The sequence below is a fragment of the Ancylobacter mangrovi genome, from assembly GCF_024752355.1.
Classification (GTDB): Bacteria; Pseudomonadota; Alphaproteobacteria; order Rhizobiales; family Xanthobacteraceae; genus Ancylobacter; species Ancylobacter mangrovi.
The window spans coordinates 57,781-84,718 of the sequence record NZ_JANTHZ010000005.1 but is presented as its reverse complement, the minus strand read 5'-3'; the positions used below and the strand labels follow the sequence as shown (position 1 = coordinate 84,718).

At 69.8% G+C, this 26,938-nt stretch carries 25 protein-coding genes; 15 read left to right on the top strand and 10 right to left on the bottom strand.

Annotated features, from left to right (window positions below):
- Positions 1-4 precede the first annotated feature (4 nt).
- The 5 genes from NVS89_RS12655 to NVS89_RS12635 all read left to right on the top strand — a co-directional run bounded on the left by NVS89_RS12655 (position 5) and on the right by NVS89_RS12635 (position 6,646).
- Positions 5-1,783, top strand: coding sequence for a hydantoinase B/oxoprolinase family protein (locus tag NVS89_RS12655; RefSeq protein WP_258733118.1), 1,779 nt, complete (start codon positions 5-7; stop codon positions 1,781-1,783).
- 2 nt (positions 1,784-1,785) lie between these two features.
- Positions 1,786-3,054 (top strand): M20/M25/M40 family metallo-hydrolase, encoded by a 1,269-nt coding sequence (locus tag NVS89_RS12650; protein ID WP_258733117.1) that lies wholly within the window; start codon positions 1,786-1,788, stop codon positions 3,052-3,054.
- Entirely contained in the window at positions 3,051-3,773 is a 723-nt protein-coding gene (locus tag NVS89_RS12645; protein WP_258733116.1) for an SDR family NAD(P)-dependent oxidoreductase, read from the top strand. The genes NVS89_RS12650 and NVS89_RS12645 overlap by 4 nt, the downstream gene beginning before the upstream one ends.
- A 525-nt stretch (positions 3,774-4,298) precedes the next feature.
- A complete protein-coding gene (locus NVS89_RS12640) occupies positions 4,299-6,104 on the top strand; it encodes a monovalent cation:proton antiporter-2 (CPA2) family protein (RefSeq protein ID WP_258733115.1) in 1,806 nt (601 codons plus the stop codon).
- Entirely contained in the window at positions 6,101-6,646 is a 546-nt protein-coding gene (locus tag NVS89_RS12635) for a DUF924 family protein (RefSeq protein WP_258733114.1), read from the top strand. Before NVS89_RS12640 ends, NVS89_RS12635 begins: the two co-directional genes overlap by 4 nt.
- An 81-nt stretch (positions 6,647-6,727) precedes the next feature.
- On the opposite strand, the gene NVS89_RS12630 is transcribed toward NVS89_RS12635, so the two are convergent.
- The 5 genes from NVS89_RS12630 to NVS89_RS12610 form a co-directional block, all read right to left on the bottom strand.
- Entirely contained in the window at positions 6,728-7,246 is a 519-nt protein-coding gene (locus NVS89_RS12630) for a Dps family protein (RefSeq protein WP_258733113.1), read from the bottom strand.
- A 169-nt stretch (positions 7,247-7,415) separates the two neighbouring features.
- A complete protein-coding gene (locus NVS89_RS12625) occupies positions 7,416-7,931 on the bottom strand; it encodes a hypothetical protein (protein ID WP_258733112.1) in 516 nt (171 codons plus the stop codon).
- A gap of 90 nt (positions 7,932-8,021) precedes the next feature.
- Positions 8,022-8,396, bottom strand: a complete 375-nt coding sequence (locus NVS89_RS12620) for a response regulator transcription factor (protein WP_258733111.1) — start codon at positions 8,394-8,396, stop codon at positions 8,022-8,024.
- 120 nt (positions 8,397-8,516) lie between these two features.
- Positions 8,517-9,167: a response regulator transcription factor gene (locus NVS89_RS12615; protein WP_374114570.1), complete on the bottom strand. Its 651-nt coding sequence runs from the start codon at positions 9,165-9,167 to the stop codon at positions 8,517-8,519.
- The gene (locus tag NVS89_RS12610; protein ID WP_258733109.1) at positions 9,167-10,633 is read right to left on the bottom strand and encodes a PAS domain-containing sensor histidine kinase; all 1,467 of its coding nucleotides are present in this window, start codon (positions 10,631-10,633) and stop codon (positions 9,167-9,169) included. Before NVS89_RS12610 ends, NVS89_RS12615 begins: the two co-directional genes overlap by 1 nt.
- A gap of 422 nt (positions 10,634-11,055) precedes the next feature.
- On the opposite strand from NVS89_RS12610, the gene NVS89_RS12605 reads away from it, so the two are divergent.
- Both NVS89_RS12605 and NVS89_RS12600 read left to right on the top strand, forming a co-directional pair.
- Positions 11,056-11,898 (top strand): helix-turn-helix domain-containing protein, encoded by an 843-nt coding sequence (locus tag NVS89_RS12605; protein ID WP_258733108.1) that lies wholly within the window; start codon positions 11,056-11,058, stop codon positions 11,896-11,898.
- Between the two features lie 170 nt (positions 11,899-12,068).
- A complete protein-coding gene (locus NVS89_RS12600) occupies positions 12,069-12,926 on the top strand; it encodes an alpha/beta fold hydrolase (protein ID WP_258733107.1) in 858 nt (285 codons plus the stop codon).
- An 84-nt stretch (positions 12,927-13,010) separates the two neighbouring features.
- Here the strand turns inward: NVS89_RS12600 and putA are convergent, their stop codons facing one another.
- Positions 13,011-16,868 carry a trifunctional transcriptional regulator/proline dehydrogenase/L-glutamate gamma-semialdehyde dehydrogenase gene (gene putA, locus NVS89_RS12595; protein WP_258733106.1) on the bottom strand — a complete coding sequence of 1,286 codons (3,858 nt, stop codon included), beginning with the start codon at positions 16,866-16,868 and terminating at the stop codon, positions 13,011-13,013.
- A 267-nt stretch (positions 16,869-17,135) separates the two neighbouring features.
- On the opposite strand from putA, the gene NVS89_RS12590 reads away from it, so the two are divergent.
- Complete coding sequence (locus NVS89_RS12590; RefSeq protein ID WP_258733105.1) at positions 17,136-18,164, top strand: LLM class flavin-dependent oxidoreductase; 1,029 nt, start codon at positions 17,136-17,138, stop codon at positions 18,162-18,164.
- A 27-nt stretch (positions 18,165-18,191) separates the two neighbouring features.
- Here NVS89_RS12590 and NVS89_RS12585 read toward each other — a convergent pair whose 3' ends face one another.
- Positions 18,192-19,097, bottom strand: a complete 906-nt coding sequence (locus tag NVS89_RS12585) for a DMT family transporter (RefSeq protein WP_258733104.1) — start codon at positions 19,095-19,097, stop codon at positions 18,192-18,194.
- Between the two features lie 208 nt (positions 19,098-19,305).
- Positions 19,306-20,232 (bottom strand): LysR substrate-binding domain-containing protein, encoded by a 927-nt coding sequence (locus tag NVS89_RS12580; RefSeq protein WP_258733103.1) that lies wholly within the window; start codon positions 20,230-20,232, stop codon positions 19,306-19,308.
- Positions 20,233-20,383: 151 nt separating this feature from the next.
- On the opposite strand from NVS89_RS12580, the gene NVS89_RS12575 reads away from it, so the two are divergent.
- Entirely contained in the window at positions 20,384-20,698 is a 315-nt protein-coding gene (locus NVS89_RS12575; RefSeq protein WP_258733102.1) for a DMT family transporter, read from the top strand.
- A gap of 5 nt (positions 20,699-20,703) precedes the next feature.
- Here NVS89_RS12575 and NVS89_RS12570 read toward each other — a convergent pair whose 3' ends face one another.
- Positions 20,704-21,879, bottom strand: coding sequence for an FAD-dependent monooxygenase (locus tag NVS89_RS12570; RefSeq protein ID WP_258733101.1), 1,176 nt, complete (start codon positions 21,877-21,879; stop codon positions 20,704-20,706).
- A 15-nt stretch (positions 21,880-21,894) separates the two neighbouring features.
- Positions 21,895-22,143, bottom strand: coding sequence for a zinc-finger domain-containing protein (locus NVS89_RS12565; RefSeq protein WP_258733100.1), 249 nt, complete (start codon positions 22,141-22,143; stop codon positions 21,895-21,897).
- Positions 22,144-22,297: 154 nt separating this feature from the next.
- Here NVS89_RS12565 and NVS89_RS12560 point away from each other — a divergent pair, with 154 nt between their 5' ends.
- The 6 genes from NVS89_RS12560 (at position 22,298) to NVS89_RS12535 (ending at position 26,876) form a co-directional block, all read left to right on the top strand.
- The gene (locus NVS89_RS12560; RefSeq protein WP_258733099.1) at positions 22,298-22,996 is read left to right on the top strand and encodes a hypothetical protein; all 699 of its coding nucleotides are present in this window, start codon (positions 22,298-22,300) and stop codon (positions 22,994-22,996) included.
- Between the two features lie 65 nt (positions 22,997-23,061).
- Positions 23,062-24,075 (top strand): hypothetical protein, encoded by a 1,014-nt coding sequence (locus tag NVS89_RS12555; RefSeq protein WP_258733098.1) that lies wholly within the window; start codon positions 23,062-23,064, stop codon positions 24,073-24,075.
- A 48-nt stretch (positions 24,076-24,123) separates the two neighbouring features.
- Positions 24,124-24,876, top strand: coding sequence for an alpha/beta fold hydrolase (locus tag NVS89_RS12550; protein ID WP_258733097.1), 753 nt, complete (start codon positions 24,124-24,126; stop codon positions 24,874-24,876).
- A 218-nt stretch (positions 24,877-25,094) separates the two neighbouring features.
- Positions 25,095-25,943, top strand: coding sequence for a serine O-acetyltransferase (cysE, locus tag NVS89_RS12545; RefSeq protein WP_258733096.1), 849 nt, complete (start codon positions 25,095-25,097; stop codon positions 25,941-25,943).
- A gap of 171 nt (positions 25,944-26,114) precedes the next feature.
- Positions 26,115-26,330, top strand: coding sequence for a DUF3126 family protein (locus NVS89_RS12540; protein ID WP_258733095.1), 216 nt, complete (start codon positions 26,115-26,117; stop codon positions 26,328-26,330).
- Between the two features lie 15 nt (positions 26,331-26,345).
- Positions 26,346-26,876 (top strand): gamma carbonic anhydrase family protein, encoded by a 531-nt coding sequence (locus tag NVS89_RS12535; protein WP_258733094.1) that lies wholly within the window; start codon positions 26,346-26,348, stop codon positions 26,874-26,876.
- The last annotated feature ends 62 nt before the right edge of the window (positions 26,877-26,938 follow it).

The following is a 26,938-nucleotide window of genomic DNA, read 5'->3' as shown; positions in this document are numbered from 1 at the left end:
GCCGATGAACGTCCAGACCCAGACCCACACGGCCCCGCTCGCCAGCGGCGTCAAGCTCGCCATCATGCAGAAGCGCTTCGACGGCGTGACGCGCAAGATGGCCAACACGCTGCTGCGCACGGCGCGCTCGGGCGTCATCAACACCGCGCGCGACTTCTCCTGCGCGCTGGTGACCGCCGATTGCGAGCTGCTGACCGCCGCCGACAGCTACCCGATCCACGTGATCGGGGGCGCCGACCTGATGGCGCGGGCGATGCTCGACATCCATCCCGACCTCAAGCGCGGCGACGCCTTCCTGCACAACTCGCCCTATCACGGCAATTCGCACGCGGCCGACCACACCATACTGGTGCCGGTGTTCGACGATGACGACGTGCACCGCTTCACCGTGGTGGCGAAGGCGCACCAGGCGGACTGTGGCAACTCGCTGCCCACGACCTATATGGGCAACGCCCGCGACGTGTATGAGGAAGGCGCGCTGATCTTCCCGGCGGTGAAGGTGCAGTCGGACTACACGGATAATCGCGACATCATCAACATGTGCATGATGCGCATCCGCGTGCCCGAGCAGTGGCGCGGCGACTACCTCGCCATGCTGGGCGCGGCGCGGATCGGCGAGCGCGAGATCATGCGCATGGGCGCGGAGCTGGGCTGGGAGGCGCTCTCCGAGCATGCCCGCCAGTGGTTCGACATGACCGAGCGCCAGATGGTGGAGATCATCTCGACCATCGCCTCCGGCTCGGCGCGCGGCACCTGCACGCACGACCCGCTGCCCGGCACGCCGGCGGGCGGCATTCCCGCCAATGCCGACGTCACGGTGGATGCGGCGAACGGCATGATCACGGTCGACCTGACCGACAATATCGACTGCCTGCCGGTGGGGGTGAACCTCTCTCATGCCTGCGCCCGCACGGCGGCGCTGGTCGGGGTGCTGAACAGCCTGCCCAGGCCGGTGACGCCGAACGCGGGGAGCCTGCGCCGGATCGAGGTGAAGCTGCGCGAGAATTGCTGCGTCGGCATTCCCCGCCATCCCCATTCCACTTCGGTCGCCACCACCAATCTGGGCGACCGCGTCTCCAACGCGGTGCAGCTCGCCATGGCGGCGATCGATCCGAAGGTCGGCATGGCGGAAGGCGGCGCGGCGCTGCCGCCCGCGGCGGGCGTGATCTCGGGCCATGACCCGCGCAACGGCCATGCCTTCGTCAACGAGGTGATCCTCGCCGCCGGCGGCGGGCCGGGCACGCCGGTGGAAGATGGCTGGCTCTCGCTGTTCTGCATGGGCAATGCCGGCATGCCGTTCTACGACAGCGTCGAGATCGACGAGATGCTGCACCCGATGATGATCGAGACCCGCAAGATCCTGACCGACAGCGAGGGCGCCGGGGCGCATCGCGGGGCGCCGGGCATCGTGACGGCGTTCCGCCCGATCGACTGCGATTTCGAGCTCGGCTTCTGCTCCGACGGCACGGTGAACCCCTCGCTCGGCACGCGCGGCGGCGGCGACGCCCGTCCGGCGCGGCAATATCTCGAATCCGACGCCGGCGAGATCACCGAGATGACGACCTCCGAGCACGTCCATGTGCGGCGCGACCAGCGTGTGGTCTCCATGACCAATGGCGGGGGCGGCTATGGCGACGCGCTGACGCGCGATCCCCATCGCGTAGCGCGCGACGTCGAGGAGGGCTGGATCAGCCCCGCCCGGGCGCGCGACGTCTATCGGGTGGCGCTGACGCCGGACGGCGTGGTCGACGAGGCGGCGACCGCCGCGCTGAGGGCGGGCTGAGAATGGGCGACACGATGACGAGCGACGCGACGACGAACGATCTGCCGGACGAGGCCGCCGGCGCGGATGCCGACTGGCTGGTCGAGGCAACGAAGCGTCTCGTCGCGTGCCCGAGCGGGACACCGCCGGGCGACACGCGGGCGATGACCGAGGAGATCGTCGCCCTGATCGCCGACCTGCCGGGGATCGAGATCGAGCGCCATCCCGGCGCCGAGCACGTGATGAACCTCGTGCTGCGGCTGAAGGGCGGCAGGCCCGGCCCGCGTCTCGTCTTCAACGGCCATATGGACACGTTCCCGCTCGGCAACGCGGACGAATGGACCGCCGACCCGACCGGGGAGGCGCGTGAGGGCAAGCTCTACGGCCTCGGCGTCTCGGACATGAAGGCGGGCATCGCGGCGATCCTGTTCGCGCTGCGCCGCCTCGCGCCGATCCGCGAGCAGTTCGCGGGCGAACTCGTCGCCACCTTCGCCGGCGACGAGGAGACCATGGGCGTGCTTGGCTCGCGCCTGCTGCTCGACACGGTGCCCCATGCCGGCGGCGACGTGATGATCAGCGCCGATGCCGGCTCGCCGCGCGTGCTGCGCTTCGGCGAGAAGGGCATGATCTGGATGAAGCTGTCGGCCCGCGGCCGCTCCGCCCATGCCGCCCATGTGCACAAGGGCGAGAGCGCGCTGGAGAAGCTGATCGACGCCATCGCCGCGCTGCGCGCCATTCGCGACCTGCCGGTGGCGGCGCCGCAGAAGGTGGTCGAGGCGATCGCGGCGGCGGGCCCGGTCTCCGAGGAACTTTCCGGCGCCGGCGAGAGTGAGGTGCTCGGCAAGGTGACGGTGACCTTCGGCACCATGAGCGGTGGGCGGCTGTCGAACCTCGTCGCCGACCATGCCGAGGCGACGGCGGACGTTCGGATCCCGGTCGGAATCAGCGTCGCCACGATCGAGGCCGAGATCCTGCGCATCGCCGCCGAGCTCGGCGTCTCGGTCGAGATCACGCGGCGCTACGAGGCGAGCTGGACCGATCCGGAGCATCCGGTCATCGGCCTTCTGGCGCGCAACGTGCGCAAGGTGCTCGACATCGACCCGGTGCTGAACATGCGGGTCGGCGCGTCGGACGCGCGCCATTACCGGGCGGCGGGCGTGCCGACCGTGGTGTGCGGGCTGACGCCGGTGAACATGGGCGCGGCCGACGAGCACGTCGCCATCGACGAACTGGTGGCGCTCGGCCGGATCTACGTGCTGACCGCCTTCGACTATCTCGCGGCGCGGCCATGAGCGCGGACCTCGCCGGCCGGACGGTCCTGATCACCGGCGCGGGGTCGGGCATCGGCCAGGCGCATGCGGTCCATTTCGCCGCGCTCGGCTGCCACGTGATCGCGCACGACATCTCGCACGAGGCGCTCGCCGGCACGCTGGCGCGGGTGCCGGAGGCTGCGCCCTTCGCCTGCGACGTGTGCGAAGCCGACCGCTTCGAGGAAGGCGTGCGCGCGCTCGACGCGGCGCGGGCGATCGACGTGCTGGTGAACAATGTCGGCATCGCCGGCGACGGCCCGATGGACGCCGTGACGCCCGATTTCGTCGATCTCGTCTTCCGGGTGAATGTCGGCGGCACCATCGCCGCGACGCGCGGCGTGATCGCCGGCATGAAGGCGCGCCGCGCCGGGCGGATCGTCAACACCTCGTCGAACTGGGGCGTGTTCGGCCACGCGGATTCGTCGATCTACGCGGCGTCCAAGGCGGCCATCCTCGGCCTCACCAAGTCCTGGGCACTGGAATTCGCGCCCTGGGGCATCACGGTCAACGCGATTGCGCCCGGCGGTATCGAGACCGCGCTACTGGAGACCAGCCCGGAGCGGCTGGCGGGCATCCCGCTGCGCCGGCACGGGCGCACCGACGAGGTGGCGAAGATCGCCGCCTTCCTCGCCTCTGACGCCGCGGCCTACATGACCGGCACTGTGATGCACCTCAACGGCGGCGAGAACCTGACCGGCTGAGGCGGGCGCGTGCGATGCCGGCGGTGCGGGCAGTGCGGCATCGGCATCGCCGCCGCACGATGGGTGGGTAGCATCTCGACCGGCTCGCCCGCTTCTATGGGCCGCCCACGTCGTAGGCCGGGATCTGTTGACACTGACCCGTGCGGGCACTGCCGCGTGCGCAGGGGTCGTTCGCCTCCCATTCGACGGCTTGACTCTGCCGGTTGAGAGCGAGGCGTAGTTGGCGGCGAGACGGGCGGCACCTGCCGCGTCGATCCGCACCCGTTCGCCGAGCGGGCGGCGCGGTCGTTGTTCGCCAGGACCGGGCCGACCGATATCGACGACATCGTCTCCTTCATCCGGTTCCCGATGTCGGAAGGCTGTTGAATGAGGGGCGGGACCTTCCCCGCCGATGGCGGCTATACGACCAAATGGGAAGGCCGGAAGGGGGCCTGCGCGGCGGCGGGGTGAAACGCGGCCGCTTTTCTGCGGTAGCGTTGCGTAAGGCCGCGGATGCGGTTCCTGTGATTCCCCGGGGGACAAAGCATGGTCGCCGAGGCCGCCGAAGCCGTTCACGCCAGCCAGGCCGCCGCGCATGGCGGCTTCAATCTCGTTCCCGTCGTCGTGCTGCTGGGCGCGGCGGTGGTCGCGGTGCCGCTGTTCAAGAAGCTCGGTCTCGGCTCGGTGCTGGGCTATCTCGCCGCCGGCCTCGTCATCGGGCCGTTCGGCCTCGGCCTGTTCAGCGACCCGCAGTCGATCCTGCACGTCGCCGAGCTCGGCGTGGTGATGTTCCTGTTCGTCATCGGGCTGGAGATGCAGCCCTCGCGGCTGTGGGCGATGCGCGGGGAGATTTTCGGGCTCGGGCTGGCGCAGGTGCTGGTGTGCATCGGCGTGCTGACCTGCGTCGGCCTCGCGCTCGGCTATCCGGTGGCGCAGAGCTTCGTCGCCGGCACCGGCTTCGTGCTCACCTCCACGGCGATCGTGATGCAGATGCTGGAGGAGCGGCGCTCGCTCGCCCTGCCCAAGGGAAGGCGCATCGTCGCCATCCTGCTGCTGGAGGACCTCGCCATCGTGCCGCTGCTGGCGCTGGTCGCCTTCCTCGCGCCGGGCGGTGAAAACGCGACGCTGGCCGACCGGCTCACCAGCATCGGCATCGGGCTCGCCTCGATCGCCGCGCTGGTGATCGCCGGGCGCTATCTGCTCGATCCCATGTTCCGCATCCTCGGCAAGGCGCGGGCGCGCGAGGTGATGACGGCGGCGGCGCTGTTCGTGGTGCTCGGCGCGGCGCTGGCGATGCAGTTCGGCGGGCTGTCCATGGCGATGGGCGCCTTCCTGGCAGGCGTGCTGCTGTCGGAATCCTCCTTCCGCCACCAGCTCGAGGCCGATGTCGAGCCGTTCCGCGGCGTGCTGCTGGGGCTGTTCTTCCTCGGCGTCGGCATGGCGCTGGACCTCGACGTCATTGCCGCCAACTGGGCGCTGATCGCCATATCCGTCGTCGCCTACATGGTCCTGAAGATGATCGGCATCTACGCCGTCGCGCGGCTGTTCCGGGCGAGCAACCGCGAGGCGCTGGAGCGGGCGGTGCTGATGGCGCAGGGCGGCGAGTTCGCCTTCGTGCTCTACGCCGCCGCGTCGGCGGTGGGCATCATCGACGGCGAGGCCAACGCGATCCTGACCGCGACCATCATCGTCTCGATGGCGCTGACGCCGCTGCTCATGATGGCGCACGACCGGCTGATGCCGAAGGTGGCGCCCTCGATGGACGGCATCGACGCGGCCGAGAACCTGTCCGCCAGCGTGCTGCTGATCGGCTTCGGCCGCTTCGGCCAGATCGTCAGCCAGCCGCTGCTGGCCCGCAGCTGCTCGATCTCGATCATCGAATCCGACCCCGACATGATCCGCGACGCGCGCGATTTCGGCTTCAAGGTCTATTATGGCGACGGCACGCGGCTCGACATCCTGCACGCGGCCGGCGCGCCAGAGGCGCGGCTGATCGTGGTGGCGGCGAACGATCCCGAGTCGATCGTGCGGATCGTCGAACTGGTGAAGGCCGAGTTCCCGCTGGTGCCGGTGCTCGCCCGCGCCATGAATCGCGAGCACGCGGTGGCGCTCGTCCATGCCGGCGCGGACTGGCAGATCCGCGAGACGTTCGAATCGGCGCTCGCCCTCGGCGAGCAGGCGCTGCGGCTGATGGGCGTGGACGAGGAGGAGTGCGCGCGGGTGATGGAGGATGTCAGGCGCCGCGACGCGGCGCGGTTCGCCGAGGAACTCACCGGCGGCATCTATGCCGGCCTCGACTTCATTCACGGCAACAAGCCGGACGGCACCGCGCCGCCGGGGGCTTCCTCGTGAGCGCCGATGGCGATGGCGCGGGCGTGGTCGCGTTCTGGCGCGCGGCCGGGGAGGAGCCCTGGTTCGCCAAGGACGACGCGTTCGACCGGCAGTTCCGCGACCTGTTCCTCGATCTCCACATGGAGGTGGCCGCGCGCCGGCACGATGGCTGGATGGCGACGGCCGAGGGCACGCTGGCGCTGCTGATCCTCACCGACCAGTTTCCGCGCAACGCCTTTCGCGGCACCGGCCACATGTACGCGACCGATCCGCTGGCGCGCTTCTATGCCCGCCATGCGCGGCTCGCGGGGCTCGACGGGCAGGTGGAGCCGGCGCTGCGCGTGTTCTTCAGCCTGCCCTTCGCCCACTCCGAGCAGATGGCGGACCAGGACATCTCGGTCTCGATCTGCGCCGGGATCGGGGAGGAGGTGCTCAGGCATGCCGACGGGCACCGGGACATCATCCGCCGCTTCGGCCGCTTCCCGCACCGCAATTCCGTGCTGGGCCGCGTGACGACGGCGGAAGAGGCGGCCTTCCTCGCCGCCGGCGGCTTCTCGGGATAGGCGGGAATCATTCCGGCCGGCGTGGCGCCGGCCGGTCTCGCGTGCTGGCCCGAGGCACTCGGGCGTGCCTCGCCTTGCTGCCTATTTGGGCTTGCGGGTCATCTCGAACAGGAACCACGCGCGGCGCTCGGCCTCGTCGATCCAGTTCTCGATCAGGCTGGCGCTGGCGACGTCCTCGTACTCGTCGCACACATTGTGGGCCTCGCGCAGGAAGCCGACCATGCGGCGGTTGTCCTCGGCGAGCTCGGCCAGCATGTCCTCGGGGGTCACGTATTCGGCGTCGTTGTCCTCGAGCCGCTGGAGCCGGCTGATATGGCCGATCGAGCGCAGCGTCGTGCCGCCGACCTTACGCGCGCGCTCGGCGAGGTCGTCCGTGGTGGCGAAGATCTGGTCGCCATGCTCGTCCAGCAGCAGGTGATAGTCGCGGAAATGCGGGCCGGACATGTGCCAGTGGAAGTTCTTCGTCTTCAGGTACAGGGCGAACATGTCGGCGAGAACGCCGGTGAGCGCGGCGGCGACGTCACGCGTGGCGTTCGAGCCGAGATCGGTGGGGGTGGAGAGAGGGGCCTTCTGGCGGCTCTTTGCCGAGGCTGAGTCCATTGTCGCGCTCCATGGCTGACGATCGAGATTGACCCGGGAGACCGGTGCGACGGTACACCCGTAGAGGGGCACAGGCGAGAGGCCCGTCCCACGACAATGATCTAGGGCGCTGCCCCGCGCTTGAGAATTGACCGCTCGTCTAGATCGCTCATACCTGCGTTTGCTGGGCTCAGCGGAGCGAGGCTCGCAGCCGGCGAAGCTGACGCAGCGTCTCCTGCTTGATGAGGTCGATCCGCAGCCAGGCGAAGAGCTGGCGCTGCACCGCAGTCGCGGTCTCGATCAGCCAGGCCATCCACGCGATGGTCATCAGCTTCGGTCGGCCGGCGGTGAAGATGCGCTCGACCACGACGAAGCTGATCAGATAGGCCAGCACCAGCGCCAGCGTCCCCGTGCGCACCGCGCCGTCGGCGATCCAGATCAGCGCGATGAACTTGAACGGCTCGACCGTGAGGTAGGGAATGGCGAGCAGGACCAGAATGGTGAAGGGCGAGCGCGCGCCGACCCAGCGCTCGAAGGCCTGCATCAGCCTGAGCGCGGCGAGGCGGTCGATCAGCGGACGATAGAACGGCCGGAACAGCTCGTCGGCGAGAATGATGATCGCGAGCAGGAGCCGGAGCAGGAACAGCAGTCCGGCGCGTAGCGGCCGGCGCCTCGCGCGCGCCGGCGGGACTGGAGAACGGGTCATGTCGACATTAGAGCCGATCTGCCGGCCGCTGTCCCGGACTTCCGCCGTCCGGCCTTCGGTCGTCGGAAGCTTCGGCGCTCCGCGTCCCGCTCAGGGGCGGGGCGCGGCGCCGCGCGCGGTCAGGGCGCGGTCGATGCATTCGATCATGGCGGAGCCGTCGAAGGGCTTCGCAAGGAAGCCGATGGCGCCACCCGCATCCGCCTGCCGGCGGACGCGTTCCTCGGGGAAGGCGGTGATGAAGATGAGCGGCGTATCCGCGCCGCGGGCGCGCAGCACGCTCTGCAGCTCGACCCCGCTCATGCCGGGCATCTGCACATCGGTGATGACGCAGGCCGTCTCCTCCACCAGCGAGGATTTCAGGAAATCCTCGGCGGAGGCGAAGGTGCGGGCGGCAAGACCCAGCGAGCGCACCAGGCTTTCCGTCGCGACGCGAACCGATTCGTCATCGTCGATGATCGAAATCATCGGTAGAGGGGACACTTCACTATACCTCGGGGTTGAATTCCAATGCGGCGCCGGGCGCCGTTTCTGGTCGGAATATAGGCCGGTCCCCATCGAATTCGAATTATACGCAGGTTTGCCAGCCTATCTCTTGGCATCATGCAGGCCGAGTGTCTCGGCCATGCGCACGAGATCGGCGAGCGAGCGCGCGCCCATTTTCTTCATTACATGGCCGCGGTGGATCTTGACCGTGATCTCGCTCAAGCCGACTTCGGCGGCGACCTGCTTGTTCATGAGGCCGGTGGTCACCAGCGTCATGATTTCCTTCTCGCGCGCGGTCAACGTGTCGAACAGCGCGCGCACGTCGGAAACGCTCTTCTGGGCCGCGCGCCGCTCGCGGTCCATCTGCAGAGCCGCCGACACCGCGTCGAGCATGTCCTGGTCGCGGAAGGGCTTGGTGAGGAAGTCGACCGCACCCGCCTTCATCGCCCGCACGGACATCGGGATGTCGCCGTGGCCGGTCATGAAGATGATCGGCATCTCGACGTCCGATCGGGCGAGCTGGCTCTGGAAATCGAGGCCGCTCACATTCGGCAGCCGGATGTCGAGCACGAGGCAGCGCGGCACGTCGGGCAGGCGGGCCGCCAGCAACTCGCCGGCCGAGCCGAACAGTTCGACCCGGAGCCCGATGGAGCGGAACAGGCTCGAAAGGCCCTCGCGCAGTTCGGCGTCGTCGTCGACCACGATCACCAGCGGCTCGTCGGTCGGGGAGGCGGGTTGAGAGGGCGGGGCGATCACGTCGGTTCATCCTCCGGCACGGGCAGCCTGACGGCGAAGGTCATGCCGCCCGTTTCGTTCGGCGCGGCGGCGATGCGCCCGCCATGGGCTTCGATGATGGAACGGGAGATGGACAGGCCCATCCCCATGCCGTCCTGCTTGGTGCTGTAGAAGGCGTTGAAGAGCTTCGGCAGGTTCTCCGGCGCGATTCCCGGCCCGCGGTCGCGCACCTCGATGACGACCGCTCGACCCTCCTCGTCCTGCTCCGCACGGGTGACGATGCCGAGACGCCGGCCCCGCGGCGGAACCGCGTCCATCGCCTGCATGGCGTTGAGCGAGAGGTTGATGAGTACCTGCTGGAGCTGCACCCGGTCGCCGGCCACCGCCGGCACGTGGCGGTCGAACGCCAGCTCCAGCGCGATGCGGTGCTGGGCCAGCTCGCGCTCCAGCAATTGCAGCATCTCCTCGACCACTTCGTTGACGTCGAGCGGCGTGTGCTGGGGCTCGCTGCGGCGGGCGAGGGCGCGCAGCCGCGCCACCACGTCGCTCGCCCGGCGGCCGTTGCTGATCATGCGCTCGACGCTGGCCTTGGCTTCGCCGATGTCGGGCTCGGGCCGGTCGAGCCAGCGCAGGCACGCCGCGCCGTTGGTGACGACGGCGGCGAGCGGCTGGTTGATCTCGTGGGCGATGGAAGCGGTCAGCTCGCCGAGCGTGGTGATGCGCGTGACGTGGGTGAGCTGGGTGCGGGTCTGGTGCAGCGCGTCCTCGGCCCGGCGCCGCTCGGTGAGGTCGCTATTGGTTTCCATGGTGGCCGCGGGCCGCCCGCGCTCGTCGCGCTGCAGCGACCAGCGGCTCATCACCGTCACCCGGCTGCCGTCCTTGCGGGTATGGGTCAGTTCGCCTTCCCAGCGGCCGGTCTGGAGCAGCTCGCGGCGGATGGTGGCGAGCGCATGGGGGAAGGCGGTCTTCAGCAGATCGGCGGCGTTGCGGCCGACCGCCTCGGCCCGCGTCCAGCCATAGAGCTCCTGCGCGCCCTGGCTCCAGTAGCGGATGACGTCTTCCGTATCGCGCACGAAGATCGCGTCATGGGTGAGGTCGAGCAGGGCGGCCTGCTCCTTCAGGGAATCGGTGGCGTCCTGGTTGCGCAGCGACAGCAGCGTGGTGACCGTGATCGCCGCGATGCTGACCGCGCAGCGCATGACCGAGCCGAGATCGAAGCTGTCGCCATGGATGATGAAGAAGCTCGCCAGCGTCAGGCCGACGCACAGGCCGGAAATGGCCAGCAGGCCCCGCCGCTCCACATAGTTCGCCGCCAGCAGGACGACGACGACGTAGAGAACCGCGATCGCCATGTCGACCGGCGAGAAGGTGTCGAGCGCGAAGATCGCCGCGGCGAGGATGGTGGCCAGCACGGCCATCTGCCAGTTCTTCCCCGGTTCGATGTCGGTATCCTCGTGCCCCGTCGCATCACCGCGATCGTCCATGTCCCAGCCTGCCGATCCCCCGATGGCGCCTGTCTGCCGCGCGCCATCCTCCGCATGCCATGCGGGCCCATCAACGCCGCGTCGGCGCGCGGCAGTCTATCCGAAACGCACGCACCGGGCGCGAAGCGGCGCTTCCCGGCGGCCGTCCTCGCCCGGTTCTCCTCGTCCGTGCGGTCGGCACCATACCAAGGTATCGGTCGGCCAAACTCATCATATAGGCGGCCAAACCCACGTAGAATGGAGGGCGGGACGCGGCTCGATCATCCTTCGAACATCGCCAGCAACGAGCGGAACGCATCGCCGGATCGAGAGAACCAACCGATGTCGCGGGGAGGGCAAAGCACCATCCCCCGATCTGCGGATCTCTCCTGAAGGCAGCATCCAGCGGCTTCTGCAGCTTCGAAGATCAGAGGATCAGGCCCATGTCGCTCCATGTCTCGCCGCCTTTCGAAGGCCTCGCCGTCACCCCCCGTATCGTCGAAATCCAGCCGGCCGCCGCCCATGGCCGGGCGCCTCGGAGCGGTCCGGACGCATGGGACGGCGCGAATGAAAGTCTCTCCGTCCGCCTCGACCATGTCGGCATGTCGGTCGCCGTCTCGCCGCAGAACGGGCGGACGCCGGAGGGCCCCGACGCGGACGTCGTCCGCCTCGCCATGCCCCGCAGCGAATATGAGCGCGTGGTCGGCATGCTGTCCGGCCGGGATGGCGACCTCTCCGGCCGCGGCGATCCGGTGATCGACCGGCTGACCCTCGCGCTCGGTGCCGCGCAGGGCAATGGCAGCGAATATTCCGGCCTTTATGCCGACGCGCTGCGGCTCGCCATCCTCACCCGGCTGCTCGGTCTGCCCGGCGGTGAAACCCGCACCGCGGATCTCGAGGCTCCGGCCGACGCGCCGGTGCAACCGAAGGAAACGCGCCGGCCCAAGTCCGGCCTTCCCAAGTGGCGCTTCAAGCGCGTCGCCGCCTATGTCGCCGAGAACCTGGCCGAAAGCGTCACGCTGGCCGACATGGCGACCGCGGCCGGGCTGAGCCGCATGCACTTCGCCGCCCAGTTCCGGGTCTCGACCGGCATGCGTCCGCACGACTACCTGCTGCGCCAGCGGATCGAGGCAGCCCAGCAGATGATGCTGGAGACCGGCGACTCGCTGATCCAGATCGCGCTCGGCGTCGGCTTCCAGACGCAGGCACATTTCACTACCGTGTTCCGCAAGATCGTCGGCGAGACGCCCTATCAGTGGCGCAGCGCCAACCGCATGCGGGGCTGACCGGGCGGGCTTCGCCGCGCAGCCGCGACGCATCCGGTTCCGCGACGAAGCCGGCCACGTTCGACGGGCGCCCGTGAGCGCCCGTCCCGTCCCTCGACCGCGCCGTCCGCGGCATGGCGATCGGGGCATCCTTCCAGACTGAACGCTCCGCAAACACAGGGAATTTCACCATGGGCTACGTTACAACCAAGGATGGTGTCGAGATATTCTACAAGGACTGGGGTCCGAAGGACGCCCAGCCGATCGTGTTCCACCACGGCTGGCCGCTCTCGGCCGACGACTGGGACGCCCAGATGCTGTTCTTCCTCGGCAAGGGTTACCGCGTGATCGCCCACGACCGGCGCGGCCATGGCCGCTCGGCGCAGGTCTCCGAAGGCCACGACATGGACCATTACGCCGCCGACGCCGCGGCGGTGATGGAGCATCTCGACCTGCGCAACGCGGTGCATATCGGCCATTCCACCGGCGGTGGCGAGGTCGCGCGCTATGTCGCCCGGCACGGCGAGCCGCAGGGCCGGGTCGCCAAGGCGGTGCTGGTGAGCGCCGTTCCGCCGCTGATGCTGAAGACCGAGGCCAATCCGGGCGGCCTGCCGATCGAGGTGTTCGACGGCCTCCGTTCGGCGCTGGCGGCCAGCCGTGCCCAGTTCTTCCTCGACGTTCCGACCGGGCCGTTCTACGGCTTCAACCGGCCGGGCGCGACGATCTCCGAGGGCGTCATCCGCAACTGGTGGCGGCAGGGGATGATGGGCTCGGCCAAGGCCCATTACGAGGGCATCAAGGCGTTCTCCGAGACCGACCAGACCGAGGACCTGAAGGCGATCAGCGTGCCGACGCTGGTGCTGCACGGCGAGGACGACCAGGTGGTGCCGATCGACGATGCCGGCCGCCTCTCGGTCAAGCTGGTGCAGAACGGCACGCTCAAGACCTATCCCGGCTATCCGCACGGCATGCTGACCGTGCATGCGGACGTGCTCAACCCGGACCTGCTCGCCTTCGTCGAGGGCAAGCCGCTGGCGCAGGCCGCGTAAGCCTATCGCGCGACACGACATACGCAGGAAGGGACGGCGGGCGACTGCCGTCCCTTTTTCGTGGCGGAGCGGGCGCGGCTGCGGCTAGCCGATGCTCATCAGGCTGGCATTGCCGCCGGCCGCCGCCGTGTTGGTGCTGATCGAGCGTTCCAGCATCAGCATGTCGAGCGGGTAGAGCGCGCCGGATTCCAGCGCCTCGGGCGTGAGCCCGTGCACAAGGACGATGGCGCCCTGCCGGGCGGCGATGTCCTGGTTGAGGCGCCGCAGCGCGTCGCCGTCGCCCTCGAACAGCACCGCGTCGAAGCGCGCGCCCTGAAGGTCGCCACCCTCCGGAGCCTCGGCGAGCGAGATCCAGCCCTCCAGCCCGATCGGCAGCGGCGGCAGGCTCGAGCCTTCCAGCAGCACGTGGTTGCCCGTGGCGAGCGCGCAGGCGATTTGCACCGCGAGGCCGCGCTCGGTGGCGGCGAGGCACAGCACCGTGCCGCGCGGGCCGAGGGCGTAGACGTTGCGCTCGCCCACCGGCCCGGCGAGCTCGGCCTGATGGCCGTAGGGAGCGCAGCCCACGGCCGCGCCGGCGAGGTCGCGGGTGAGGGGATCGGACTGGAAGTCGACCCAAAGCCGCGCCTCATCCGAGGCGTTCGAGGCGGCGAGGCTGGCCGCCGGGCGCTGCGACAGCAGGCGCAGCAGATAGAGCGCCCCGCCCGCCTTCGGCCCGGTGCCCGACAGGCCGTGCCCGCCGAAGGGCTGGACCCCGACCACTGCGCCGATGACGTTGCGGTTCACATAGATATTGCCGGCCTCGATGCGCGCGGTGACCTGGGCGATGGTCTCGTCGATGCGGGTGTGCAGCCCGAAGGTGAGGCCGTAGCCGGTGGCGTCGATCGCCTCGATCAGCTCGCCGAGCGCCTCGCGCCGATAGCGCACGACATGCAGCACCGGGCCGAACACCTCACGCGTCAGCTCGCCGATATGGTCGATCTCGATCAGGGTCGGCGGCACGAAGGTGCCGTGCTGGCAGGCCTCGGCAAGGGCGAGCTGCTCGACGCGCCGGCCGGCCTCGCGCATCCGCGCGATGTGGGCCTCGATGCCGGCCTTGGCCTCGGCGGTGATGACGGGGCCGATATCGGTGGACAGGTGCACCGGATTGCCGACCGACAGCTCCTTGAGCGCGCCGCGCAACATCTCCAGCATCCGGTCGGCGACGTCCTCCTGAAGGCAGAGGATGCGCAGCGCCGAGCAGCGCTGGCCGGCGGAATCGAAGGCGGAGGTCAGCACGTCCGCCACCACCTGTTCCGCCAGCGCCGAGGAATCGACGATCATCGCGTTCTGCCCGCCCGTCTCGGCGATGAGCGGGATGACGCCGCCATCCGGGTTCAGCCGCTCGGCGAGCTGGCGCTGGATGAGGCGGGCGACCTCTGTGGAGCCGGTGAACATCACGCCGCGCGTGCGCGCATCCCCGACCAGCGCCGCGCCGACCTCGCCCGCGCCCGGCACGAGCTGGACCGCGCCGGGCGGAACGCCCGCCTCGCGCAGGATCTCGACGGCGGCGCAGGCGATCAGCGGCGTCTCTTCCGCCGGCTTGGCGAGCACCGCATTGCCGGCGGCGAGCGCGGCCGCGACCTGGCCGGTGAAGATGGCGAGCGGGAAGTTCCACGGGCTGATGCACACCACCGGGCCGAGCGGGCGGTGAGTGTCGAGCGAGAAGCCGTCGCGCACCTGCGCACCGTAATAGCGCAGGAAATCGACCGCTTCGCGCACCTCGCCGATGGCGTTGGGATAGGACTTGCCGGCCTCGCGCACGATGGTGCCGATCAGCGCCGGCATGCGCGCTTCCATGATCTCGGCCGCACGAAGCAGGCAGGCGGCGCGCTCCTGCGGCGGCGTCGACTGCCAGATCGGCGCGCTGGCATGGGCGAGATCCATGGCGCGGGCGACGATCTCCGGCGTCGCTTCCTCGACCGTGCCGACCTCGTCGCGATGGTCGGCCGGGTTCAGCACCGGGCGGGCGATGCCGGCGGCGGGGCCGTCGCCGAGCAGCGGCACGGCCTTCAGCGGCGCGGCGCTGCCGGCGAGCAGGGCGGCGGCGAGCGAGGCGAGGCGCTGCTCGTTGGAGAGGTCGAGGCCGGCGGAATTGCGCCGCACCTCGCCGAACATCTCCGCCGGGGCGGCTATGCGCGGGTGCGGCGCGCCCAGCGGCTCGATACGCGCGGCGGCCTCGACCGGGCTCTCGATCAGCTCCTCGAGCGGGACGGCCTTGTCGGCGATGCGGTTGACGAAGGAGGAGTTGGCCCCGTTCTCCAGAAGGCGGCGCACCAGATAGGCGAGCAGCGTCTCGTGCGTGCCCACCGGCGCGTAGATGCGGCAGGGCCGGCCCAGCTTCTCGCGGCCCACCACCTCCTCGTAGAGCGGCTCGCCCATGCCGTGCAGGCACTGGAATTCATATTGCCCCGCATAGTAGTTGGGCCCCGCCATTTCCATGACGGTGGAGAGCGTCTGCGCGTTGTGGGTGGCGAATTGCGGGAACACCGCGTCCGGCGCGGCGAGCAGCTTGCGGGCGCAGGCGAGATAGGCGACGTCGGTATGCGCCTTGCGCGTATAGACCGGGAAGCCTTCCAGCCCGTCGAGCTGCGCCCGCTTGATCTCGCTGTCCCAATAGGCGCCCTTGACCAGTCGGATCATCAGCCGGTGACCGGAGCGCCGGGCGAGGTCGATCAGGTAGTCGATCGCATAGGGGCAGCGCTTCTGGTAGGCCTGGATGACGAAACCGATGCCGTTCCAGCTACTTAGAGACTCTTCGAAACAAAGTGATTCCAGAAGGTCGAGCGACAGCTCCAGCCGGTCGGCTTCTTCGGCGTCGATATTGATGCCGATGTCGTAATGCCGCGCGAGCTTGGCCAGCGTGATAATACGCGGCAGCAACTCGTTGATAACGCGGTCATATTGGGCGCGCGAATAGCGCGGGTGCAGGGCCGAGAGCTTGATCGAGATGCCCGGCCCCTCATAGATGCCGCGTCCGGCCGAGGCCTTGCCGATGGCGTGGATCGCCTGCTCGTAATCGGCGAGGTAGCGCTGCGCGTCGGACTCGGTGGTGGCGGCCTCGCCGAGCATGTCGAAGGAATAGCGGAAACCCTTCGCCTCCATGCGGCGCGAATTGGCGAGCGCCTCGGAAATGGTCTGGCCGGTGACGAACTGCTCGCCCATCATCCGCATGGCGACGTCGACACCCTTGCGGATCAGCGGCTCGCCGCCGCGCCCGATCAGCTTGGTCAGCGCGCCGGAGAGGCCCGCCTCGCTCGAAGTGGTGGTGAGCTTGCCGGTGAGCACGAGGCCCCAGGTCGCGGCATTGACGAACAGCGAGGGACTGTGGCCCAGATGCGCCTGCCAGTCGCCATGGCCGATCTTGTCGCGGATCAGCGCGTCGCGCGTCGCCCGGTCGGGGATGCGCAGCAACGCCTCGGCGAGGCACATCAGCGCTACCCCCTCCTGGCTGGAGAGCGAATATTCGTGGATCAGCCCTTCCACCGGGCCCTTCTGGCCCTTCGCCCGCAGGGCCTCCACCAGCGCGCGGCTGCGCTCCTTCGCGGCCTCGGCGCGCGGGCCCGGCAGGGTGGCGGGGCCGACGAGCAGCGGCAGGCACTCGGTCTCGGGCATGCGATAGGCGCCGGTGATGCGCGCGCGCAGGACGCTCTGCGGGTGCACGCCCCGGGCGAAGGGCAGGAAGGGGCTGGCGGCGGCATCGGCCGCATCCGCGCCTTCCGGCGCCGCGGCCTCCCATTCGCCCGTGCCGGTGGCGGGCGGCAGGCCGTGTTCCACGCGCTCGATGGCGGTGATGAGGGCCTGTTTGACGAGGGCGTGGGCGGAGCGGCCCTCGCGTCCGGCGGCGGCCTTCAGGCGGTCGCGCAGCTCCTCGTCGATCTTCACGCCGATGGTCGTGTTGGCCATGACCCGCTCTCCGCCGTACCTGGTTGCGCCCCGTTCAGGGCGGGTTCTCCTTATCGGTGAAACCGCATTTCGACAAGGTACAACCTAATCTCGTGTGAGGTTATACTTTGGGTGACCACGACCTTCCGCCGCGCCGTCCGGCTCGGGGCGGGCCACAAGTGGCGAAGGCCAGCAGTGACGCAACGTCATCATCCGTCATCGGTTCAACGTCCTCTCCGCGTCGTCCGACATGCTTGCAAAGGCGCGTAGGCTGCCCATCTCAGGCCGATGACCCGTCTCTCCTCCGTCCCGCTCTCCGTGCTCGACCTTTCCTTCGTGATCTCCGGCGGCACCGGGCCGCAGGCGTTGCGCGGGACGGTCGAGCTTGCCCGCCATGTCGATCAGCTCGGCTTCGCCCGGTTCTGGGTTGCCGAGCATCATAACCTGCCGTCGGTCGCCTCGGGGGCGCCGGACGTGATGTCCGGGCAGATCCTCGCCGCCACCGAGCGGATTCGCGTCGGGTCGGGCGGGGTGATGCTGCCCAACCATGCGCCGCTGATGGTGGCGGAGCGCTTCAAGGTGCTGGAGGGGCTCTATCCCGGCCGGGTCGATCTCGGCCTCGGGCGGGCGCCGGGCACGGACCAGCTCACGGCGCTGGCGCTGCGCCGGCGGCGCGACGTCGAGGTGGCGGACGATTTCCTCGATCGCCTGCGCGAACTGACGGCCTGGGACACCGGCAATTGGCCGGCCGATCATCCCTTCCGCAACATCAAGGTGATGCCGGTCGACGTGAAGCTGCCGCCGATCTGGCTGCTGGGCTCGTCCGGCTACAGCGCGCGGCTGGCGGCGCAGGTCGGCGTCGGCTTCGCCTTCGCGCATCATTTCGCCGAGCACGACGTGCTCGACGCCATGCTGGGCTATCGCGAGGCGTTCCAGCCCTCCGAGCGGCTCGACAAGCCGCACGCGATCCTCGCCCTGTCGGTGGTGTGCGCGCCGACCGACGAGGAGGCCGAGTGGCTCGCCGGCAGCGTCGATCTCTCGCATCTGCGGCGCATGCATGGCGATTACGGGCCGGTGCCGAGCCCGGAGGAGGCGGCCGCCTATCCCTATACGGAGGCCGACCGCTCCTTCATCCGCCGCAACCGCTCCAAGGTGCTGGTCGGCGGCCCGCAGAAGGTGGCGGAAGGGCTGGAGAACTTCCTCGACACCACGCTGGCCGACGAGATCATGATCACCACCCCGGTGCACGACCTCGCCGCCAAGAAGCGTTCCTACACGCTGGTCAAGGCGCTGCAGGCCGCGCACGTGGCGGCCTGAGCGCGACCTTCCCCGCCGGGCCGCGCCTCAGGTGCGTGCCGGGCGGGTGACCAGCCAGATGCCGAGCGCGATCGGCACGATGCCGAGAATGTCGAGTGGGGGCACCGCCTCGCCGAGCAGCAGCCAGCCGAAGAACAGGCCGAGCGGCGGCATCAGGAAGTGCAGGCTCGAGGCCGCCGTCGCACTGGAACGGGTGAGCAGGTAGAACCACAGCCCGTAGCCGCCGATCGACACGCCGATCACGAGATAGGCGAAGCCGGCGAACAGGTTGGCGGTGAGGCGGATATCGCCCATGTTCTCCGTCATCAGCGCGATCGGCACCAGCGCCAGCCCTCCGGCGAGGCACTGTATGGCGTTGCCGGTCCACACCCCGCCGCGCGGCCGCAGATATTTGAAGGCCAGCGTCCCGGCCGCGAGCGCCGAGACCCCGCCGGCGACGAGCAGAGTGCCGGCCAGGCTCTCATGCGCGCCGGCAAGGCGCGAGCGCAGCACGATCACCACGCCGACCAGCCCGAGGCCGATGCCGGCCCATTTCACCAGCGTCATGCGCTCGCCCAGCAGCGGCCCGGCGAACAGCGCCACCACCAGCGGCAGGCAGCTCGTGAGCACCGCCGTATAGGCGGAGGAGGTGAAGGTCAGCGCCGTCCAGTTGAGGCCGAGATAGAGCGAATTGTTGAGCAGGCCGACGAAGACGAGCGCGAGCAGGTCGCGCCGCCCGATGGCCGGCCGCCCGTCCACCCACCAGGCCAGAATGATCATGATCACGCCGGCCACCAGCAGCCGGGCCGAGAGCAGGATCAGCGGCGGGCAGTCGCCGAGCGCGAGCTTGGCCCCGGCGAAGGCCGCCGACCAGAGCACGCAGAACAGCGCGATCAGCAGCGGCAAGGGCAAAAAGCTGCGTGGCGCGGCAAACGCGGGTGCGGCGGCGGGCATGGGTCAATCTCCGGGAGCGCGCGGGCAGGTTGAGTGCCGACGCGATGCACGCATGTTATCGTTGCCGCCTTCGATCGGAAAACGAGATGTTTTCATGGCCGCCATGAGCAAAGACGATTCAATGCCGGTCGTCTGAATCCAAGCCTCTGGACCGTTTAGCATTCCGCGCGCCGGGCGGGCGTGACCCAGCGCAATTGTCCGGCATCTTTCAGCCATTGCCGGGCGTGGATGCTGGAGTTGGCGTGCGGATGGCGGAGAGTTCGTCCATCACCCAGCTCCGCAGCACCGCGACCGCCGGCCGCTCCGCCGCATTGGCCGGGTAGACGAGATGATAGGCCAGTCCCTCGATCCGCGGTCCGAAGGGCTGCACCAGCGCGCCCGAGGCGAGCTCGGCCGCGACGAGCGGAAGGCCCAGCAGCGCGACGCCGTGGCCGGCGATGACCGCCTGTATGGCACTGGTCTCGTCGCTGAAGGAGAGGCCGGCATCGGTGTCGAGCGTCTTCAGCCCGGCCTTGCGCGCCCAGGCGGCCCAACTCGGCAGGATCGCCTCCAGCGCCGGCGGCATGCCGCGCAGATGGATGAGTGTCGCGCCGGCGAGGTCCTCGGGCCGGCGGACGGCGAGATGGGCGCTGCAGACCGGCGCGAAGCCTTCCGTCAGCAGGGGCAGGGCGGTGAGGCCCGGATAGGGACCGCGCCCGTAGCGAATGGCGGCGTCCGCCTCGCCCGCGGCAAGGTCGACCAGTTCGTCCGAGGCGTGCAGCCGCAGGTCCCAACCCGGATAACGCGCCCGGAAGCCGGCGATGCGCGGCACCAGAAGCCGGGCGCTCAGCGCCGTGGTGGCGGACAGCGTCGCCACCTGCCGGCCTGTGCGCGGGCGCAGCGCGTCGATCGCCTCGGCCATGTCGTCGAACGCACCGCGCAGCGGCGGCAGGAGCGCGCGCCCCTGCGTGGTCAGTGCCACCTTGCGGGTCTGGCGCACGAACAGCGCTACGCCCAGCTCCGCCTCCAGCCGGCGGATCTGGTGGCTGACGGCGGTCGGCGTCACGCCGAGCTCGGCGGCGGCGCGCTTGAAGCTCTGGAGCCGGGCCGCCGCCTCGAAGGCGCGCAGCGAGCCGAGCGGCGGAAGGCGGCGCATGAGGAGATCCTACGGATGAATGAAACTCATTCATGAGGTGAGAAATCGGCGTTTGTCCAGTGCCGGCGGCATCGACTAAACGAAGCCTGAGTCATTTCACGCGGCGCGGACGAATCGTCCGGCGTCGGGTCGTCCTTGGAGTTCGAATATCGTGGCCTGGGTCTATCTCGGCATTGCCGGCCTGCTCGAAGTCGTGTTCGCGATGAGCATGAAGAATGCGGAAGGCTTCACCCGCCTGGTGCCGAGCCTGATTACCGGCGCCACCGGCATCGCCGGCTTCATCTGCCTCGGCCTCGCGCTGAAGGACCTGCCGGTGAGCGTCGCCTATCCGGTGTGGACGGCGATCGGCACACTGGGCACGGTGCTGTTCGGCACGCTCATGCTGGGAGAGACGCTGAGCGTGTCCAAGCTCGTCTGCCTCGCCATGATCGTGATCGGCATTTCCGGGCTGAAGGCGGCGGTGTAGGCGCCTTACGGCGTCCAGCCATAGATCCAGCCATAGCGCTCCAGCACCGCGCTGCCCGAGCGGGCCCGCATGACGAAATCGCGCGCCATCCGCGCCGGGCCGGAGAGGTGGTAGATGCGGTCCATGGAGCGGGCGGCGCGCTGCACGGCGGCGGTGCGCGGCCGGCGCGCGGCCTCGTAGCGGGCGAGCGCGGCGGGAATGTCGGCGCCGTCCGCAAGGCAGCGGGCGAGCACGACAGCGTCCTCGATCGCCTGCGCCGCGCCCTGGGCGAGGAAGGGCGGCATCGCATGGGCGGCGTCGCCGAGCAGGGTGACGGGCCCCGTCGCCGCGCCCCAGCCGGGCAGCGGGTCGAGGTCGAACAGCGCCCAGCGCAGCCAGCGCTCGGGCGCGCCGAGCAGCGCGAGGGCCTGCCGGCTCCAGCCGCGATAATGGGCGATGAGTTCGTCGGGCGAGCCTTCCTGGCTCCAGCCATGGTCCTCGCGCTCGTCGGGTGTGACCGCGACCAGATTGACCGCCGTGCCCGCCTTCACCGGATAGCTGACGAGATGGGCACCCGGGCCGAGCCAGAGCCGCGTCACCGGGTCGGCGAGGGCGGCGGGCAGGGCGTCCGTCGGCACGGTGGCACGCCAGGCGGCGCGGTGGCGGAAGGATGGCCTGGCCTCGGGAAAGAGCTGGAGGCGCACGAAGGAGCGCAGCCCGTCGGCGCCGATCAGCGCATCGGCGCGCACCGTGGTCCCGCCATGGGCGTGGATGGCGAGGGCGTCGCCCTGCCGCTCGAAGCCGTGCACCGCGCAGTCGAGAAGGATCGAGATCCCCGGCGTCTCGCGTGCGGCCGTGAGCAGGGCGGCCTGCAGATCGGCGCGGTGGATGACGATGAAGGGGCCGCCGAAGCGGGCCTCGGCTTCGGCGCCCATTGCGGCCTGCGTGATGCCGGTGCCCTGGCGCCCGTCCATCACCGCGAAGGCGCCCGGAATCACCGCGTCAGCGGCGATGCGGTCATAGAGGCCGAGCGATTGCAGGCAGCGCGTGGCATTGGCGGCGAGCTGGACACCCGCCCCGGCCTCTTCCAGCGCATGGGCGCGCTCCAGCACCGCGACCTCGAACCCGGCCCGCGCCAGCGCGATGGCCGCGGTGAGGCCGCCAATACCGGCACCGGCAATGGCGATGGAGCCCCGGGGCATGGATCGGCTGCCCGGTCAGGCCGCGACCGGCGTCTCGTAGAGGCAGCCCGGCGGGGTCGAATCGGTGCCGTGGAGCTTGGCGTCGAACTTGTAGAGCGTCGAGCAGTAGGGGCAGATGATCTCGTCGTCCGCCCCCATGTCGAGGAAGACATGCGGATGGTCGTAGGGCGGCAGGGCGCCCACGCACATGAACTTCCGCGCGCCGATGGCGATGCTCGGCACGCCGGCCGAATTGTGGAAATGGGGAACGACGTGGCCCGCCATGATCTTTCGCCTGTCCGCACGAATTGAAACCCGCGCGGACCATAACCGCTGAAACCGCCGGGGCAAAGGGGCGAGAGGGCGATTGCAGCCGCGATTCCTCTATCATGCCGTTCCGTCACAGAGATGGCGGCAGCGGGAAAAGGGATAGCGGAGCGTGGGCGGAAGGGGTGAAGGCGAGGCCGAGCGAGCGGCGACATCGGCCCTGGCGATCTGTCGGTCGGTCTATGAGGAAACGCGCGCATTCCATGCCGGGACCGCGATGGAACTCGGAGAGGCTGACTTCGGATTCCGCATTCTCTATGGGCCGCCCAGGGTGGCGACGCCGCTGCTGTTTCTCGGTGACCAGCCCGGCGGCGGCGAGAAGGACAATCGCAAGGGCCTGGCGGATGGCGAGCGCGAGAGCTGGCCGGAGACGAGCGACTATGCGACCGCCTGCTGGAAACTGGCGAAGCGAATCCGGAACGTGTGGGACGATCCGCCAATGGGAGAAAGTACCGGGCTCAACCTCAACTTCTTCAGGTCGGCAAGCCAAGGCGAGTGGCGGCGGCTTCCGCTCTCCCTCCGCGCGAAGCTCGAGGAATTCAGCCTGCCGCGTGCCGTCCGGATCGTCCGTGCTCTTGCGCCCCGCCACATCGTGGTGATCGGGCTCGGAACGTTCCAGCGCGTGGTGGGCGTGGCGGAAGCCGCTGCCGTTCGCCACGCGCTCGTCTCGGACAGAGGACGTGTTCTCGGGCGGACGGGTGAGCTGTGGGGAAGCCCGGCGACGGGCGTGTTGCATCTGAGCGGGGCCCATATCAGCGTCGAGGACAGGCAGAAGCTCAACGCGTTTCTGCGCGAACGGGTAGGTGGCTGAGCGCTCTGCCTCCCATCGCGTCGCCACAATGGCTCCCCATATGGAGGGCTCCCCGGGAACCGTTCATGTATCGCATTCTTGCCGCCGCCGGATTTCTGCTCGCCTTCGCCGGCGCCGCCCATTGGGTCGTGCCGGCGGGGCGCTATGCCTATGAGCTGGTGGCGGCGGGCGACGATGCGGCGCGGATCGCCGATCTCCAGCTCGACCGGGAGCTGACCGCCCCGCGCGTCGCGCAGGAGATCGAGGACGCGCTGGCGAATGACGATGGCGAGCTCGCGGCCAGCTTCGTCGAGCTCGCGGATGCGCGCGACATCGCGGTCGACACGTCGCTTCGGCTGCGCGTCGCGGCGGCGAACAGCACGGCGGTGGTCGCGGCGCGGCGCGCGGGAGCGTTCGGCGAAGGCTTCGTCACCGGCACGGCCGACGACATGGCCGGGCTCGCCGGCGCGGCGGCGGGCGACCTCACCGTCTGGGGCGACCTGCGCGATGCGGGGCGCGAGGCGCTGCACTGGGCGCGGGGCGAGCCGGTGGACGACGTGATGCTGGGCCTTGCCGGCGCCGGCATCGTCGCGACCGGGGCGACCTATGCGGTGTTCGGCGCGCCGCTGACGCTGCGGGCCGGGCTGAGCCTGCTCAAGGGCGCGCGTCGGGCCGGGGCGCTGAGCGCGCGGCTCGCGGGCCACCTCGTCACCGCGCTGCGCGGCGGCCGGCGCGCCGAGGCGGCGCTGGTTGTCGCCGATGTCGGGCGCACCGCCGCCAAGGCGGGCACGCGCGCCACCCTCGCCGGGCTGCGCCATGTCGACGATGCTGCCGGCGCGGCGCGGCTGGCGCGGCTTTCCGGCGCGAAGGGCGGGAAGACGCTGGCGATCATCAAGACGCTGGGGCGCGGGGCGCTGTTCGTCACCGAGGCGATGTGGAAGCTCGCCTTCTGGATCATCGCGCTGGCGGTGAACGCGTTCGGGCTGGTCAGCTCGTTCAACGCGCTGGTAGTGGCGATGGTGCGCCCGCTCTGGCGCCGCCGGCGGACGGGAGCCACCCATGCGCTGGCGGCGCTTGGCAGGGGCATGCTGGCTGTCTAGCTTCCCGCGAATTCGCGCGGACACCCGCAAGGACGCCAGAGAGAGACCATGCCGACCTTCCAGCACGACGGTATCGACTTCGCCTATCTCGACGAGGGGCAGGGCGATCCGGTGATCCTCGTCCACGGCTTCGGCTCGACCAAGGAGATCAACTGGGTCGGCCCGGGCTGGGTGACGACGCTGACCGGCGCCGGGCGGCGGGTGATCGCGCTCGACAATCGCGGCCATGGCGCCTCGGGCAAGATCTACGATTCGGCGGCGTACGACCCGCGGATCATGGCGCGCGACGTGCTGGCGCTGATGGACCATCTCGGCCTGCCGCGCGCCGACCTGATGGGCTATTCGATGGGCGGGCGGATCAGCGCCTGCTTGGCGCTCGAAGCGCCCGAGCGGGCGCGCTCGCTCATCCTCGGCGGCATCGGCATCCATCTGGTGGAAGGGGCGGGCCTGCCGCTGACCATTGCCGACGCGATGCGCGCGCCGAGCCTCGAGGACGTCACCGACCCGATGGGGCGCACCTTCCGCGCCTTCGCCGACCAGACCAGGGCCGACCGCGAGGCGCTGGCGGCCTGCATCGTCGGCTCGCGCCGCACGCTCAGCCGCGAAGAGGTGGCGCGCATCGCCGTGCCGACGCTGATCGCGGTGGGAACGACCGACGACGTGGCGGGCGCGGCGGCCCCGCTCGGGGCGCTGATCCCCGGCGCGCAGGTGGTCGACATTCCCGGCCGCGACCACATGCGTGCGGTGGGTGACAAGGTGTTCAAGCAGGCCGCGCTGGCCTTCCTCGACGGGCGGCCCTGAGCGCGCAGTTACCCGTCCGGGGCGCCCGAAAGGCGAGCGGACGGAATCGGTTGTCGGGCGGTGTTGAGAAAGTGATTCCGCGGGTCTCCTCCCCGGCCCCGCGCGGGCGCGGCGGACATAGGCTCATCGTGCGGCCTGTGCTAAAACCGGGGCAACTCGTAACAGGGCGCCGGCCACCTGCCAGCCAAGGCCGGGCCGGCGCGGAGGGACATACGTCCATGGCGCAGAACTCACTTCATCGCGTCGACGCGCAGGGGCGCGCGCTCGACAAGGTCGATCCGGTATGGACCCGCATCCGCGCCGAGGCGGAGGACATCGCCGCGCGCGAGCCGGCGCTGGCGAGCTTCATCTTTTCCACGGTGCTCTACCACCACACGCTGGAGCGCGCGGTGGCGCACCGCATCTCCCAGCGGCTCGACCATGTCGACGTGCCGGGCGAACTGATCCGGCAGGCGTTCGACGACGCGGTGGCCGATGATCCCGAGCTCGGCGTCGCCATCCGGGCCGACATCCTCGCCGTGTGCGACCGCGACCCGGCGACCCAGCGCGCGATCGAGCCGCTGCTCTATTACAAGGGCTTCCACGCCATCCAGACCCACCGGCTGGCGCACTGGCTGTGGAAGAACGGGCGCAAGGACTTCGCGCTCTACCTGCAGAGCCGCTCCTCGGTGGTGCACCAGGTGGACATCAACCCGGCCGCGCCGTTCGGGCGGGGCATCTTCTTCGACCACGCCACGGGCATCGTGGTCGGCGAGACGGCGGTGATCGAGGACAACGTCTCGATCCTGCAGGGCGTCACGCTGGGCGGCACCGGCAAGGAGCACGGCGACCGCCACCCGAAGATCCGCCGCGGCGTGCTGATCGGCGCCGGGGCCGAGGTGCTGGGCAATATCGAGGTCGGCCACTGCGCGCGCGTCGCCGCCGGCTCGGTGGTGCTGAAGGCCGTGCCGCACAACACCACCGTGGCGGGCGTGCCGGCGCGCGTGGTCGGGGAGGCGGGCTGTGCCGAGCCCTCGCGCAGCATGAACCAGAATTTCGAGCCGAGCGGCTCCGGCGAGCCGGGCTGAGCCCGTACGCTTGAGGCCGGCGCCCGCACGGGATCGGTCTCCGTCGAAACCGTCCGGGGCCAAGCGCCCGGGGACGATACGGCCTGAGGATGGTGCCCGACCCCGGTTGCGCCTGCGCGCCGGGCGTGGCAAGCCTGCGGCCCACTGAAACCAGTTCCGGGAGCATCCGCCTTGGAGAAGAAGGATTGCGAGCGCATCCAGACCTATATGCGCCGCCTGTTCAGCAACACGCAGCTTCGCGTCGTCGGTCGCCCGAAGAAGAAGGATTCGGCCGAGGTCTATCTCGGTGACGAGTTCATCGGCGTCCTGTTCGAGGACAAGGAGGACGGCGACCTCTCCTACAACTTCCAGATGGCCATCCTCGACACCGATCTCGAAGAGGTCTGAGGAAGGGGCTGCGGCATGGCGATCTATGCTCTCGACGGCGTGGCGCCGGACCTCCCGGCGCTCGGCCGCTGCTGGATCGCTCCCTCCGCCGAAGTGATCGGCAATGTGCTGATCGGCGACGAGGCGAGCGTCTGGTTCGGTTCGGTCATCCGGGGCGACAATGAGCGGGTCACGCTCGGTGCCCGGGTGAACATCCAGGAACTGTGCGTGCTGCACACCGATCCCGGTTTCCCGATGATGATCGGCGACGACTGCACCATCGGCCACAAGGCGATTCTGCACGGCTGCACGATCGGGGAGAACAGCCTGGTCGGCATGGGCGCCACCGTGCTGAACGGGGCGAAGATCGGGCGCAACTGCCTGGTCGGCGCCGGCGCGCTGGTGACCGAGGGCAAGGAATTCCCCGACAATTCGCTGATCGTGGGGGCGCCGGCCAAGGCGATCCGCACGCTCGACGAGAGCTGGGCGGAGCGTATCCACGGCACCGCCGCGCATTATGTGCGCAACTGGCGGCGCTTCTCGACCGGGCTGAGCCGGGTCGACTGAACACGCTGACGCCCGCGGCCGGAAGGGCCCGCGGGCGCCGGCCGCCGAAAAGGCTGGCCGGG